This window comes from Streptomyces maremycinicus (genome assembly GCF_001184025.1).
In the GTDB taxonomy this organism is placed as follows: domain Bacteria; phylum Actinomycetota; class Actinomycetes; order Streptomycetales; family Streptomycetaceae; genus Streptomyces; species Streptomyces maremycinicus.
Genome location: NZ_BBYG01000014.1, coordinates 475,195 through 489,588, shown reverse-complemented (window position 1 = coordinate 489,588; position 14,394 = coordinate 475,195). Strand labels below are relative to the sequence as shown.

Here is a 14,394-nt window from a genome sequence, read left to right as displayed (position 1 = left end):
TTCACCAGGAGCTTCAACATGCATCGTTTCTGCGTCGTATCGTCGTCCCATGAGCGTGATCCCGAGCCCCGAGGACACCGGGCTGACGACCGGGGCGCTGGCCCGCCGACTGGGCGTGGCGCCCACCACCCTGCGTTCCTGGGACCGCCGCTACGGCATCGGGCCCGCCGTCCGCACCGACGGACGGCACCGGCGCTGGCGGCCGTCCGACGTGGCCGTGCTGGAGGCGATGTGCCGGCTCACCTCGTCCGGTGTGCCGCCCGCGGACGCCGCCCGGGCGGCGAAGGAGGGGGTGCCGCCGTCCGCCGTTCCGGAGGACGGGTCCGCCGTGCGGCGGACCGTGGCCACCGCCCTGCCGTTCGGCGGTGACGTCCGCCAGGAGTGCCGGGGGCTGGCCCGCGCCGCCGTCCGGCTCGACGCGCCGGCCGTCGCGGAGCAGCTGGACACCGCCGTCGAACGGCACGGGCTCACCGTCGCCTGGCAGGAGGTGATGGTGCCGACGCTGCACGCGGTGGGCCGCAAGTGGGCCTCGTCCGGCGACCGGTACGTCGAGGTGGAGCATCTGCTGTCCTGGCATGTCTCCACGGCCCTGCGCCACGCCACCCGCGCCGTCGCACCGAAGGACGCGGCGGGCGGGCCGGGGCCGGTGGTGCTGGCCTGCGTGCCGGGCGAGCAGCACAGTCTGCCGCTGGAGGCGCTGAACGCGGGCCTCACCCGGCTCGACGTCCCCACCAGGATGTTCGGGGCTGCGGTGCCCGTCGAGGCGCTGACCGCGGCCGTGCAGCGGCTGGGGCCGGTCGCCGTGGTCCTCTGGGCCCAGGCCCGCTCCACGGCGAGCCTGCCGCTCGCCCGGCACGTCGCCGAGACCCGCTGGGGCGTCACCGGAGCCCGGCGCGCCCCGACCGTGATGCTCGCGGGACCCGGCTGGGCGGGCCGCCCCGCCCCGGGCCTGCCCCGCCCGGTCGGTCTGAGCGACGCCCTGACGCTGCTGGCCGGGGCGTACGCCACCTGACGGGCGCGGTCCGCCCGGGCTCGGGCGGCCGGGCGGGTCAGCCCAGCAGCTTGAGGAGTTGCTCGGCGAGCGGGGCGGAGGAGGCGGGGTTCTGGCCGGTGACCAGGTTGCGGTCCACCACCACGTGCGGCGCCCACGGCTCACCGGCCCGCACCTCGATGCCCGCTTCGGTCAGCCGGTCCTGGAGCAGCCACTTGGCCTTCTCGCCCAGTCCGGCCTGGAGCTCCTCCGCGTTGGTGAACGCGGCGACCCGGTAGCCCGCGAAGGCGTTGGAGCCGTCCTCGGTCACGGCGGCGAGCAGCGCGGCGGGACCGTGGCAGACGACGCCCAGCGGCCTGCCGGAGCGGAGGGCGTCGACGAGGAGCCGGCCGGACACGGCGTCGACCGCGAGGTCCTCCATGGGGCCGTGCCCGCCCGGGTAGAACACGGCCGCGTGGTCGGACAGGTCCACGTCCTCCAGCCGCACCGGCCGCCGCAGCTCCGGCATCGCGTCGAGCGCGGCGGCGAGACGGTCGGCGGCCTCCTGGCCGCCGTTGACCTCCGCGGCCAGACTGCCCCGGTCCACCGGGGGGACGACGCCGCCGGGCGTGGCGACGACGATCTCGTGTCCGGCCGCCCGGAACGTCTCGTACGGGGCGACGGCCTCTTCCGCCCAGAAGCCGGTGGGGTGCGAGGTGCCGTCGGCGAGCGTCCAGTGGTCGGCGCCGGTCAGCACGAAGAGGATCTTTGCCATGGGTGAACTCCGCTGGTGTCGGTGCCGGGGTGCGTGTCACGGACCGCCGGCGTGGGTGGGTGTGCGGTCGAACGTAGGCGTTCCGGGCATAGGGATCCAATGGGGATCCCAATGGCGGACATAGGACTTCCTATGGCGGGAGAGGGAATACTGGGCCCGGTGGAACGAACCGACGGCCGCCCCGCCGAGCACCTGGACCTGAACCTGCTGCGCACCTTCCTCGCGGTGTACCGCTCGGGCTCGTTCACCGGCGCCGCGCAACTGCTGGGGCTGTCCCAGCCGACCGTGACGACGCAGATGCGCGCGCTGGAGCGGCAGGCCGGACGCGAGCTGTTCGAGCGGCTCCCGCGCGGCGTCGCGCCGACCGCCGTCGCCGACGAGCTCGCCGCCCGCGTCTCCGCGCCGCTCGACGAACTGGCCGCCGCGGCCGGTGCGCGGTCGGCGGTGGGCCGGGCCGATCCGGTGCACCTGGCCGGGCCCGCGGAACTGGTGTGCACCCGTGTGCTCCCGGCGCTGGCGCCGCTGGCGGCCGGGGGAGTCCGGCTGCGCGTCGCCACCGGCCTGACCGACCCGCTGCTCGACGAACTGCGGGCGGGACGGCACGACCTGGTCATCGCCACCACCCGGCCGCGCGGCCGCACCCTCACCGCGGTCCCGCTGACGGACGAGGAGTTCGTGCTGGTCGGCGCCCCGGCGTGGGCCGGGCGGCTGAGCGGACCGCTGGCCGCCGAAGGAGCCTCGGCACTGCACTGCGCACCCCTGGTCACCTACGCCGAGGACCTGCCCATCGCGCGCCGCTACTGGCGGCACGTCTTCGGCCGGCGGCTGTCGGCATCCGCCGCGGTGACCGTGCCCGACCTGCGCGGTGTGCTGGCCGCGGTGGTCGCGGGGGCCGGGATCAGCGTGCTGCCCCGCTACCTCTGCCTGGACGAACTGGCCTCCGGCACCCTCGTCCCGCTCCATGAGCCGCCCGACCCGCCGATCAACACCACCTACCTCGTCCGGCGCCCCGGCGCCGTGGAGAACCGGGACGTGGCCCGCGTCCGCGATCTCCTGCTGAGCGCCGCACCCGCCTGGTGACGGGCCGAGGGCATCGGGCCGCTCAGAAGCGTTCCCTGGCGCGCTTGAAGCGGGCGAGTCCCTCCGCGAGCTCGACGATCGGGTCCGGGTAGTCGAGTGCCGCCCGGTCCGCGTCCGGCAGCTTCCACGGCTCGTGCACCGCGGACGTCGGCACGCCCGCGAGCTCCGGCACCCAGCGCCGTACGTACGTCCCGTCGGGGTCGTAGCGCTTCGCCTGGGTGACGGGGTTGAGGACCCGGTTGGGCCGCGAGTCGGTGCCGGTGCCCGCCATCCACTGCCAGTTGAGCTGGTTGTTGGCCACGTCCCCGTCCACCAGCAGATCCAGGAAGTGCCGGGCGCCGACGCGCCAGTCGACGTACAGCGTCTTGACGAGGAAGCTCGCGGTGAGCAGTCGGCCCCGGTTGTGCATCCACCCCTCGTGCCGCAGCTGCCGCATCGCCGCGTCCACCACCGGATAGCCGGTACGGCCGGCCCGCCACGCCTCGACGTCCTCGCCCGCCGTCCGCTCCGAACGCCAGCGGTCGTGCTTGGTGCGGTAGTCGGCGCTCGCCGCGGCGGGCCGGGCCGCCAGCACCTGACGGTGGAAGTCGCGCCAGGCCAGCTGCCGTACGAACGCCTCGGCCCCCGGCCCGCCCGCGCGGCGCGCCCGGTGCACCAGCTCCACCGGGGACAGCGTGCCGAAGTGCAGGTGCGGCGAGAGGCGGGAGGTGGCGTCACCGGCCAGGTCGTCGTGCCGGTCCTCGTAGGCGGCGATGCCCGACCGCAGCCAGGCGGTGACCCGGTCACGGCCCTCCTCCTCGCCCCCGCGGGCGAGCTGCGGCGACAGTCCCGGCAGCCCCTCGCGGGCGGGAAGTTCCTCCGAGCCGACCCCCTCCGGCACGCGTACCGTCCGGGGCGCGCCGAGCGGCTCGCGCAGCCGGCACTGCGACCAGCGCCGGAAGTACGGCGTGAAGACGGCGAAGTGGTCCGAGGAGGCCGGCGTCACCGCGCCGGGACCGACGGCGGTCGTCACCGCGTCGTGCACATGCAGCCGCACGCCCTCCGACTCCAGGGCGCGCCGCAGCCGTTCCTCACGGCGCCGCGCGTGGGCGCTCCCGTCGGCGGCCAGGTGGACCTCGTCCGCGTCCGCCTCCCCGGCCACCCGGCACACCTGCTCGACCAGGTCGCCCGAACGCACGACGAGCCGGCCGCCCCGCGCGCGCAGCCCCGTGTCGAGGTCGCCCAGACAGTCGGCGAGGAACGCCAGCCGGTTCGGCACGGCGAACCCGGCACCGTCGACGGCCCGGTCGCGCACGAACAGCGGGACCACCTGCCGCGCCCCGTCGAGGGCCGCGCGCAGCGGCGGGTGGTCGTGCAGACGCAGGTCCGCGGTGAACAGGACGACCGAGACGTTCATGGCAGGACTCCGGGGCAGGGGTTCGGACGATCAGCTGCTTCCGGGAGGCGGCGCCCGGCGGATGCAGGGGGTACGGCGGACGGGTCCTCGCGGACGGCGGGTCAGCGGACCGGCTCCCGCTCCCGTGCCGTCGCGTCCGCCACCGCCGCCTGGGTGATGTTGCGGGCCATGCCGCCGAAGACGAGGGCGTGGAAGGGGGAGACGCTCCACCAGTAGGCGTGGCCGAGCAGTCCGCGCGGATGGAACAGGGCGCGCTGCCGGAAGCGGACACGGCCGCCGGAGCCGTCCTCCACGGACATCTCCAGCCAGGCCAGGCCGGGCAGCCGCATCTCGGCCCGCAGCCGGAGCAGATGGCCGCGTTCGATCTCCTCGACCCGCCAGAAGTCCAGCGAATCGCCCACCCGCAGCCGGGCGGCGTCCCGGCGGCCCCGGCGCAGCCCCACCCCGCCCACCAGCCGGTCCAGCCGGCCGCGGACGGCCCAGGCGAGCGGGAAGGAGTACCAGCCGTTGTCGCCGCCGATGCCCTCGATCACCCGCCACAGGGACTCCCGGGGCGCGTCGACGACCAGTTCGCGCACGTCGGTGTAGAGGCTGCCGCCGGCCCAGTTGGGGTCGGTGGGCAGCGGGTCGCTGGGAGCGCCCGGGACGGAAGCGGAGGACCACCGGGTGGCGACCCGGGCGTCCCGTACCTTGCGCAGGGCGAGCCGGACCGCGTCGTCGAATCCGAGCGGGTGGCCGGGCGGGTCCGGCACGTAGCGGGCGATGTCGTGCTCGTGGCAGACCACCTCGTGCCGCAGCGACTCGGTGAGCGGCCGTGCGATCGAGGCCGGCACCGGGGTCACCAGTCCGACCCAGTGGCTGGACAGGCCCGGGCTGAGCATCGGCACGGACAGGATGAGCCTGCGGGGCAGTTCGGCGATGGCCGCGTAGCGGATCATCATCTCGCGGTACGTCAGGACGTCCGGCCCGCCGATGTCGAAGGCCCGGCTGACGTCCTGCGGCATCCCTGCGGAACCGACCAGGGCGCGCAGCACGTCGCGGACGGCCACGGGCTGGATCCGGGTGTGCACCCAGCTCGGAGTGATCATCACCGGCAGCCGTTCGGTCAGATAGCGCAGCATCTCGAAGGAGGCCGAACCCGAGCCGATCACCACGGCGGCCCGCAGCACGGTGGTGGGCACGCCCGAGTCCAGCAGGATCCGCCCCACCTCGGCGCGCGACCGCAGATGCGGCGAGAGCTCCCGCTCGGGCACCCCGGCCGGGGTGAGGCCGCCGAGGTAGACGACGCGGCGCACTCCGGCCGCCCGCGCCCGCTCCCCGAAGATCCGCGCCGCCCGGCGGTCGGTCTCCTCGAAGTCCTCGCCGGTACCCAGCGCGTGCACCAGGTAGTACGCGACGTCGACGTCCTTCAGCGCGGCCGCGACCGACGCGGCGTCCGTGACGTCCCCGCGCACCCGCTCGACGTCCCCGGCCCACGGGTGGTCGCGCAGCCGCTCGGGGGAGCGGGCCAGACACCGCACCCGGTGCCCCGCCGCCAGCAGCTCCGGGACGAGCCGCCCGCCGATGTAGCCCGTGGCGCCGGTCACCAGGCACAGGGTGCCGCGGCCGTCTGCGGTCATGAGTCCTCGCTCCTTCGCGTCGGTGGCCCTCTCGCAGATCGCTTCCACGCGCGGCGGGGCCGCGGATGCGGCGGGAGCTTGTGCGCACGAACGAGTGATCGCGGGCGGCGACTACGCTGGCCCCGTGGCCACAGCGAACGACCGTGAGGGGCGGGTGCCGGGACAGCCGTCCGAGGCGTCCGGGACGCCGACCGACCTGCAAGCCTTCGCGGTGCGGCTGCGGCGGATGAACGGCGAGATCAACCGGCTGGTGCACGGCTTCGCGGGCGACCAGGGGCTGCACCCGACCGACGTCCAGGCGCTCGCCGCGATCCTGGACGCCGACGGGCCGATGACACCCAAGCGGCTGCGCGAGCATCTCGGGCTCACCTCCGGCGCCGTCACCGCGTGCGTGGACCGGCTGGAGCGCGCGGGGCACATCCGCCGGGTCCGCGAGAGCGCCGACCGCAGGGTGGTGCACCTGTACTACGCGGCCGACGCCCGGTCGGTGGCCCGCACCTACTTCCGGCCGCTGGCCGAGGCGACCCGGGCCGCGCGCTCGCGGTTCACCGAGGACGAGCTGTCGGTGGTGCTGCGCTTCCTCACGGCGATGGGCGAGGAGCTGTCCGGGATCTCCCCTCCCGGCCGCTGAGACCGGCACGCCGAAAAAGGCCGCGGTCCGCCGCATCCGGGGACCGGCCGAGGCCGGAAGGACGGGCAGCGTCTACGATCACTCGGCGGCAACTTACTCAATCATTGAGATTGTTTGTTGTTGAGATACTTACTCACCGATCTGGAGAACGATGTCCACCAACCCCCGGCGCGCCCGCTGGCTCGTCCCGGTCCTCCTCGTCGCCGTGTGGCTCGGCGTCGGCGGCGTCCTCGGCCCCTACGCGGGGCGGCTGGGCGAGGTCGCCACCAACGACCAGGCCGCCTTCCTGCCCCGCAGCGCCGAGTCGACGGAGGTCATCGCGGCTCAACGCGCCTTCCGCCAGAACGAGACCCTCCCGGCGATCGTCGTGTGGACCGGGAACACCGAGGGCGGAGCAGGCGAGGCCGCCGGGATCGAGGACCGGGTGGCCGCCGCCGGCCAGGCACTCGCCTCCCTCGCAGACGACCGGAACGTCGCCGGTGACGTGTCGCCCGCGCTGCTCTCCGAGGACGGGCAGGCCATCGAGGGCGTGGTGCCCCTGCGCCCCGACCTCGGCGACGATCTCGCCACCACCCTCGACCGGATCCGCGCCGCCGCCGAACGCGTCCCCGGCACCACGGTCCGGCTCGCCGGACCGGCCGCGACCCAGGCCGACCTGTCCGACGCCTTCGCCGGCATCGACGGACTGCTGCTCGCCGTCGCGCTGGCCACCGTCCTCGTCATCCTGCTGCTCGTCTACCGCAGCGTGCTGCTCCCGCTGGTGATCATCCTCGGCGCGGTCTTCGCCCTCGGCCTCGCCTGCGCGGTCGTCTACGCGCTGGCAGACCACGACGTGGTGCGCGTCGACGGACAGGTCCAGGGCATCCTCTCCATCCTCGTGATCGGCGCCGCCACCGACTACGCCCTGCTGCTCACCGCCCGCTACCGGGAGGAACTCGCCGCGCGCACCGATCGGTTCGCCGCCATCACGGCCGCGCTGCGCAAGTCCTGGGGCGCCGTGGTGGCCAGCGCCGCGACCGTCGCCCTGGGACTGCTCGCCCTGCTGCTCAGCGACCTCACCAACAACCGCGCCCTCGGACCGGTCGGCGCCATCGGCATCGGCTGCGCCGTGCTCAGCACGCTGACCTTCCTGCCCGCCGTCCTGGTCCTGCTCGGCAGGTCCGCGTACTGGCCCGCCCGCCTGACGGCGGACGGCGCGGGGCACGGCGTGTGGCGGCGCGTGGCCGCCCTCGTCGACCGGGCACCGCGCCGGGTCTGGGCGGTGACCCTCGCCGTCCTGCTGGCCGGGGCCGCCTTCGCCCCGACGCTCGCCTCGAAGGGGGTACCGCTCGACGAGACCTTCGTGAACGACGCCCCCTCCGTCGCCGCGCAGGAGACCCTCGGCCGGCACTTCCCCGGAGGCTCCGGCAACCCCACCGTGGTCGTCGCGGACGCCGACCGGCTGAAGGAGGTCCTCGCCGCCGCCCGGGACACCGAGGGCGTCGCCTCGGCGTACGGCGCCACCGCGTCCGGCCGGCCAGGCGGCGAACCCCTGGTGGTCGACGGGCGGGTCCGGGTCGACGTCACCCTCACCTCCGCCGCGGACGGCGACGCCGCCCTGCGGACCGTGGCCCGACTGCGCAGCTCCCTGCACACGGTCCCCGGCGCGGACGCCCTCGTCGGCGGCTACACGGCCCAGCGGTACGACACGCTGCGCACCGCCGAACGCGACCGCACGCTCATCGTCCCCGTCGTCCTCGCCATCATCTTCGTCATCCTGACGGTCCTGCTGCGCTCGCTGCTGATGCCCGCGCTGCTGGTGGCCACGGTGGCACTGAACTTCCTCGCCACCCTGGGCGTCTCCGCCCTGGTGTTCCGGCACGTGTTCGGCTTCAGCGGCACCGATCCCTCCGTGCCCCTGTACGGCTTCGTGTTCCTGGTGGCGCTGGGCGTCGACTACAACATCTTCCTCATGTCCCGGGTCCGCGAGGAGTCCCTGCGGCACGGCGTCCGCGAGGGCGTCCTGCGGGGGCTGGTCACCACCGGCGGCGTGATCACCTCGGCCGGCGTGGTGCTCGCCGCCACGTTCGCCGCGCTCGGGGTGATCCCGCTGGCCTTCCTCGCCCAGATCGCGTTCATCGTCGCCTTCGGCGTCCTGCTCGACACGCTCGTCGTGCGCTCGCTGCTGGTGCCCGCGCTGGTACGGGACATCGGCGCCCCCGCCTGGTGGCCGGGACGGCTCGGCCGCGGTGGTGGCCCGGCGGGTGACGGGCCGTCGGCCGACGACCGGACATGACCGCACCGATCCCGGGCAACCGAACCCCGAAGAGATTGTCCGTTTCGCACGGGAGGTGTCGGCCGCTATGGGCGCGAAGGTGTTGGAGCGTTTCCCCGCGGGATCCCCGCGAGGATCGTGGCCGGCGGAGGAGTACGCGGCGCGGCGACGGGCCGAGGGGGAGCCCGCCACCGTGGTCATGGACCTGAAGTCGGATGCCTTCCTCGTCGTGGTCCCGGCCGGCGACGAGGACTGATCCCCCGACGGCCGGCACGGCCGGGGCGCCGCCGGGGACCGGACCTCAGCGGCCCGTCCCCCGCAGCGTCCCGCCCGTCCTCAGCGTGGCCGTCACCCGGTAGCGCGCGTCCCGCGGCGCGGGCACCGCGAGGGTGCGCCCGGCGGCGGACACGGTGCCGCCCCCGGCCCGCTCCTCGGTGGCCCTGATGCCGGTGACGGCACGGCTCCCGGCCGCCAGCAGGTACCAGCGGCCCGCCGGCGACCGCCAGGACGTACCGGCCACCACGTGCTGCCCGAACCGGCTGCACGCGGCGGTCGAGTCCTGCGCGGCCACCGTCCGGGCGGCCGCACCGGCCGTCCGCAGCGACAGCCGGACGTCCCCCGTCCCGCGCCAGGTGTCGGCGCGGGAGCAGGTCCACACCGCGAGCCCGCCCCCGTCCGGCAGCGACTGATCGGCGAAGTCCCAGGCGTTGACGGCCCGCACCCCCGCGCCGCCGCGCAGCGCACCGCCCGCGCAGCCCAGCCTGCTCCACGCCGAGAGGGCCGCGGGGCCGGTCGCCTCGCGCGGCTGGCGTGCGGGCGGCGTACCGCGGGCGGGCAGCGGGGTGTAGGTGAGATGCACCGGCGACAGCCCGCCCAGTCCGGCCAGCAGGAACGCGTGGTCCTCCACGATCCGCGGGGAGGACCGCAGTTGGAGCACCCCAGGCCCGGCGCAGTCGGCGCCCACCGTGGGCACCGGTGCGGTCAGACCGTCCCGGGAGACCGTCAGCGGGCGGGCCGGGACGTCCGGCCGGGACAGGTCGCGGGTGCGGGACTCGGCGATCCAGGGCGCCAGCAGATAGCGTGCCGCGCCGCCCCGCTCCTCGACGGCGACCGCGGCCGCCGTGGTGACGTCGGCGTCGTCGGCCCGCGAGACGGTCAGGGTGCGTGGTCCGTCCGGGCCGAGCGGCTCGGTGTACCGGGCCAGGCGCATCCCGTCGAACAGCAGCACGACCGTGCGGTCGCCGATGTCGCCCGCGTACAGCAGTCGGGGCGCGACCGGCGGCGGGTCCTGCGCGGTGGCGGGCGCGTACGCCACCCGGGTGCCGGCCGGCGGACGGGCCCAGACGGTCAGCGCGCGGGTCAGCAGGGCGTCGTCGTCCGTGCGGGCGCCGCGGGCCGGCCAGGCGGTGAAGTCCACCCGTGAGGTGCTCGCCCACCCGTCCGGGGGCGTCCTCACCAGGTCGGCGGCCCGGGGCACGGCCACGCTGGACCGCGCCGGCGCGGTGTCCCGCGGGCTGTCGTGCACCGGCGCGGTCACCCGGTAGGACACCGTCAGCGCGGCCGCGCTGACCAGGACGGCGGCGCCCGCGAGCCGCGACCGCCGTCGCCGGCGCAGCAGATCGGTGGGACGGGCCTGGACGGTGCAGGCGTCGAACTCCCGCGACGCCGCGAGAGCGGTGGCCGCCGCCGCGGTGCCGGCGCAGGCGTCGAGCCGGTCCGCCGCCCGTACCGCCGCGTCGACGTCGGCCGCGCCGGCGGCCTCCAGCAGACCGCGTACCGCCGTGTCGGACAGCCCGTCGAGGCGCCGCAGCACGAACACGGCGCGCGCCTCCGCCGACACCCCGGACAGCGCCTGCGCGAGGACCATCTCCTCGACGCCGCCGGAACGCGGGAAGAGCCGCAGCCCCACCACGAACGGCAGTCGGGGAACCAGATCGGCCGGTGCGGCGAGCCTGCCCGGCCAGCCCCGGGGCCGGCGGCCACGCGCCAGGGCGGCGCTCAGCACCGCCACCCGCAGCCCGTCCAGCGCCGGTTCGGCCCCGCCCGCCCTGCGGCGGGGGGACGGAACCTGCGAGCGCGTGCGGTCCGTACGGCCGCCGGGCAGGGCGTGCTGCACCAGACCATGGGCGGCCAGCACCCGGCGGTGCCGGCCCAGCGAGGACGGCAGGACCAGATAGGCGAGCCGGACCAGATCGGCGTACCGCTCGACCAGGGCGGCCTCGGCACGCAGGACCCGGGCTTCGGCGGGGACGGAGCCGGGGCGCCGACGGAACGACAGAGAGAGCATCGAGCGGGTACCTTCCGCGGGCGGGTGACGTACTGCTCTGGTGCTCCGTCAAACGAGTGAATCATGAGACGGTCACCCCGGTGCCCGCACGCCTACGGCGCCCCGGGTGTCGCGCTCAGCGTCCGCGCCGTCCGTACGAAGACCTCGTGCAGGTCCCGTGCCGCCTGTGGTACGGACTCCGCCCGCCGCCGCTTCAGCATCAGCAGCACCCGTGTCGTGTCACCGGTGATCGGCCGGTGGGTGAGCGCCCCGCACCGCTCCAGCGGATCCCCGACCACGCTGAAGTCGGGCAGCACCGTCGCGCCCAGCCCCTCGGCCACCATCAGCTTGCCCATCTCCGCCCCGTCGGTGGAGTAGGCGAACGACAGGCCACGTCCGTCGAGCAGCCGATGCACATAGCGGTGCATGACGTAGCCGGACCGCATCCCGATCAGCGGAACGCCGAGCAGGTCCTCCACCGAGACCGACGGCGCGGCGGCCAGCGGGCTGTCGGGACGCACGCACACCACGGGCCGGCCCCGCAGCAGTTCCGTCGACTCGAACTCGGCGGGCATGTCGTCGCCCTCCAGGTGGTTGACCAGACCCAGGTCGAACCCGCCCTCCAGCAGGGTCCGGTGGATGTCGGTCTGCTGGGCCCCCACCACCTCCACCTGGGTCACGGGATGCCCGGCGCGGAACTCCTCGACCGCCGGGATGAGCAGCGGCACGGTCGCCGCGTTCACCGTGCCGACCCGCACCATCCGGCTGATCCGATGCTGCTCGCCCGCCGCCGAGCGCAGCCGGTCCACCGCCTCCAGCACCCCGATGATGTGCGGCAGGAGTTCCCGGCCCGACGCGCTCATCGTGGCACCGGACCGCTTGCGCTCCAGGAGATCCACTCCCAGCTCGCGCTCCAAATTCCGTACGGTCTCGCTCAACGCGGGCTGGGAAAGCCGTAGTTCGTCGGCGGCCCGGCGCAGCGAACCGAGCCGGGTGACCGCCGCGATGTATTCCAGTTGTTCCGTACGCACGACGGAAGATTGCGGGCCGGACCGGCGCGCGTTCAAGGGTTTCCCTGTCACGCCTTCGTGAAATTCAATGGTCCGCGATACGAGACCGGTCGGGTTTGCCTTGACTGCCCTCGCGCGCGGCTGCCACGATCGAGCACATGAAGCTGCGACTGGACCTCACGCGACGACGCCATGTCGACCTCGCGCGCGTATCCAGCGCCTCCTGTTGCGCCGCGGTCTGATCCGTCCCCCCGGTCCGCCGCGCCTTTCCTTCTCCCCCTCCGAATTCCCCGCGTCCGCCCGCTTCCCGGCGTCCGCATTCGTGTCGGCGCCGCCGCGCCGGTGAATTCGGCGCGCCGGAAAACAGCACGCGCCACGCGTCGGAAAGCGCCTCCCGCGCCCCCGGTCCGTGAACCGTCGGGCGCGACTCCCGGACGTACAGGAGGAGTCCGGCCCCCGGTCGGCTCCGACCGTGCCCACCCGCTCCACGACCCCGCCGCCCACGGGCGCCGCGAGGCCGGTCGCCGGGTCCTCGAGGGCGAACCGCCCGCACCCACCGCCACTCCTGACCGCTCCCACCGGAGCGCCCCGCCCTGCCGGGGTGCCCCGGGTTCCTTCGAAAGAGGACCCATGGCCACCGTTCTGTCCGTCTCCGGCAGCCCCTCCGCCTCCTCCCGCACCGGCCGTCTGCTGCGCCACCTCGACCAGCGGCTCGCCGCCCAGGGACACGAGGTGATCCCGCTCGACGTGCGCACCATCCCGGCCGAGGCCCTGCTCGGCGCGGACTTCCGGCACCCGGCGATCGTCGAGGCCGCCGAACTCTTCGCCCGCGCCGACGGTGTCGTCGTGGGCACGCCGGTGTACAAGGCGTCCTACTCCGGTGTCCTCAAGGCGCTCCTCGACCTGCTCCCGCAGTACGCGCTCACCGGCAAGACGGTCCTGCCGCTGGCCACCGGCGGCTCCACCGCCCATGTCCTCGCCATCGACTACGCGCTGCGCCCCGTGCTCAACTCCATGGGCGCGGCCCACATCGTGCAGGGCTGGTTCACCCTCGACAAGGACATCACCGCCCACGAGGACGGCTCGGTCTCGGTCGCCCCGGGCGCCACCGAGGCGCTCTCCCACGTGGTCGACCAGTTCTCGACCGCGCTCGGGCGGACGCCGTACCTGGCCGCGGCGAGCTGAGCGCACGATGTCCGCCCATGTCATCGCCGACGACGCCGAGGCCCTCGCCGTCGCCGCCTCGCTGGCCGAGGAGTTCCGCGCGGGAGCCTCGGCGCGCGACGCCGAGCGACGGCTGCCGCGCGCCGAGCTGGACCGGCTGTCCGCCTCCGGACTGCTCGCGGTGACCGTCCCCGCCGACCACGGCGGGGCGGATGTGAGCGCCCTGACCCTCGCGGAGATCCTCCGCCTGCTCGGCACCGCCGACGGGAGCCTCGCCCAGATCCCGCAGAGCCACTTCGCCTACGTCAACGTGATCCGCCGTCAGGGCACTCCGGAACAGCGTAAGTTCTTCTTCGCCGAGCTGCTGGCCGGCCGGCGCCTCGGCAACGCCCAGTCGGAGGCCGGCGGCAAGGACATCCAGGACATCCGCACCCGCCTGGAGCCCCGGCCGGACGGCTCGTACGTCCTGACCGGCGTCAAGCACTACTCCACGGGCGCCCTCTTCGCCGACTGGATCCCGGTCCTCGCCCGCGCCGAGGACGACCGGCTGCACGTCGCGTACGTGCCGTCCGGCGCGCCCGGCCTCACCGTGATCGACGACTGGGACGGGCTCGGCCAGCGGACGACGGCCAGCGGTACCGTCCGCCTCGACGCCGTGCCGGTGCCGGCGGATCGCGTACTGCCGCACCACCTCACCTTCGAGGGGCCGCAACTGCACGGCGCGGTGGCCCAGTTGCTGCATGCCGCGATCGACGCGGGGATCGCGGCGGGCGCGCTCGCCGAGGCGGCGGAGTTCGTGCGGACGAAGAGCCGGCCGTGGTTCGAGTCCGGCGTCGACACGGCCGCCGAGGACCCACTGCTGATCCAGCGGTTCGGTGAACTCGACCTGGAGGTACGGGCGTCGGAGGCGCTGCTGCGCGAGGCCGCCCGGTCCGTCGACGCGGCACGCGCCGGACTCACCGACGACACCGCCGCCCGGGCGTCCCTGGCGGTCGCCGCGGCCAAGGTGCAGGCGGCGAGAGCCGCGGTGGAGGTCTCCGGCGCCCTGTTCGAGGTGGCGGGGACCCGGTCCGCGCTCCGCCCGCTCAACCTGCACCGGTACTGGCGCGACGCCCGCACCCACACCCTGCACGACCCGACCCGCTGGAAGATCCAGCACCTCGGACGCTTCGCCCTGAACGGCACCCGGCCCCCGCGCCACGGCCTGCTCTAGCCGCCTTCCTGATCGG

13 protein-coding genes are annotated in these 14,394 nt (G+C 75.0%); 8 read left to right on the top strand and 5 right to left on the bottom strand.

The genetic code is table 11. The features are described from left to right. The first annotated feature begins 49 nt into the window (after positions 1–49). The gene (locus AOQ37_RS20405; protein WP_062645995.1) at positions 50–1,012 is read left to right on the top strand and encodes a MerR family transcriptional regulator; all 963 of its coding nucleotides are present in this window, start codon (positions 50–52) and stop codon (positions 1,010–1,012) included. A 37-nt stretch (positions 1,013–1,049) separates the two neighbouring features. Here AOQ37_RS20405 and AOQ37_RS20400 read toward each other — a convergent pair whose 3' ends face one another. After that, the gene (locus AOQ37_RS20400; RefSeq protein WP_062645994.1) at positions 1,050–1,745 is read right to left on the bottom strand and encodes a type 1 glutamine amidotransferase domain-containing protein; all 696 of its coding nucleotides are present in this window, start codon (positions 1,743–1,745) and stop codon (positions 1,050–1,052) included. Positions 1,746–1,877: 132 nt separating this feature from the next. Between AOQ37_RS20400 and AOQ37_RS20395 the strand changes: the two genes are divergently transcribed. Continuing rightward, positions 1,878–2,825, top strand: a complete 948-nt coding sequence (locus tag AOQ37_RS20395; protein ID WP_078890279.1) for a LysR family transcriptional regulator — start codon at positions 1,878–1,880, stop codon at positions 2,823–2,825. A 22-nt stretch (positions 2,826–2,847) separates the two neighbouring features. Here AOQ37_RS20395 and AOQ37_RS20390 read toward each other — a convergent pair whose 3' ends face one another. Further along, positions 2,848–4,221 (bottom strand): cryptochrome/photolyase family protein, encoded by a 1,374-nt coding sequence (locus tag AOQ37_RS20390; RefSeq protein ID WP_062645992.1) that lies wholly within the window; start codon positions 4,219–4,221, stop codon positions 2,848–2,850. Between the two features lie 101 nt (positions 4,222–4,322). Then, positions 4,323–5,840 (bottom strand): SDR family oxidoreductase, encoded by a 1,518-nt coding sequence (locus AOQ37_RS20385; RefSeq protein ID WP_062645991.1) that lies wholly within the window; start codon positions 5,838–5,840, stop codon positions 4,323–4,325. A 124-nt stretch (positions 5,841–5,964) separates the two neighbouring features. Here AOQ37_RS20385 and AOQ37_RS20380 point away from each other — a divergent pair, with 124 nt between their 5' ends. The 3 genes from AOQ37_RS20380 (at position 5,965) to AOQ37_RS40880 (ending at position 8,981) form a co-directional block, all read left to right on the top strand. Next, positions 5,965–6,471 (top strand): MarR family winged helix-turn-helix transcriptional regulator, encoded by a 507-nt coding sequence (locus AOQ37_RS20380; protein WP_107085254.1) that lies wholly within the window; start codon positions 5,965–5,967, stop codon positions 6,469–6,471. 151 nt (positions 6,472–6,622) lie between these two features. Next, entirely contained in the window at positions 6,623–8,746 is a 2,124-nt protein-coding gene (locus tag AOQ37_RS20375) for an MMPL family transporter (RefSeq protein ID WP_062645990.1), read from the top strand. A 67-nt stretch (positions 8,747–8,813) separates the two neighbouring features. Next, positions 8,814–8,981, top strand: coding sequence for a DUF8839 family protein (locus tag AOQ37_RS40880; protein ID WP_199825056.1), 168 nt, complete (start codon positions 8,814–8,816; stop codon positions 8,979–8,981). A gap of 45 nt (positions 8,982–9,026) precedes the next feature. Here the strand turns inward: AOQ37_RS40880 and AOQ37_RS20370 are convergent, their stop codons facing one another. Next, on the bottom strand, positions 9,027–11,012 hold the full coding sequence (locus AOQ37_RS20370) for a hypothetical protein (RefSeq protein ID WP_062645989.1): 1,986 nt from the start codon (positions 11,010–11,012) through the stop codon (positions 9,027–9,029). A 92-nt stretch (positions 11,013–11,104) separates the two neighbouring features. Beyond that, positions 11,105–12,022, bottom strand: a complete 918-nt coding sequence (locus AOQ37_RS20365; protein WP_062645988.1) for a LysR family transcriptional regulator — start codon at positions 12,020–12,022, stop codon at positions 11,105–11,107. Between the two features lie 137 nt (positions 12,023–12,159). Here AOQ37_RS20365 and AOQ37_RS42155 point away from each other — a divergent pair, with 137 nt between their 5' ends. The 3 genes from AOQ37_RS42155 (at position 12,160) to AOQ37_RS20355 (ending at position 14,378) form a co-directional block, all read left to right on the top strand. Further along, positions 12,160–12,243 (top strand): putative leader peptide, encoded by an 84-nt coding sequence (locus AOQ37_RS42155; protein WP_374701529.1) that lies wholly within the window; start codon positions 12,160–12,162, stop codon positions 12,241–12,243. A 388-nt stretch (positions 12,244–12,631) separates the two neighbouring features. After that, complete coding sequence (ssuE, locus tag AOQ37_RS20360; RefSeq protein ID WP_062645987.1) at positions 12,632–13,186, top strand: NADPH-dependent FMN reductase; 555 nt, start codon at positions 12,632–12,634, stop codon at positions 13,184–13,186. 7 nt (positions 13,187–13,193) lie between these two features. Then, on the top strand, positions 13,194–14,378 hold the full coding sequence (locus AOQ37_RS20355) for an SfnB family sulfur acquisition oxidoreductase (protein ID WP_062645986.1): 1,185 nt from the start codon (positions 13,194–13,196) through the stop codon (positions 14,376–14,378). The last annotated feature ends 16 nt before the right edge of the window (positions 14,379–14,394 follow it).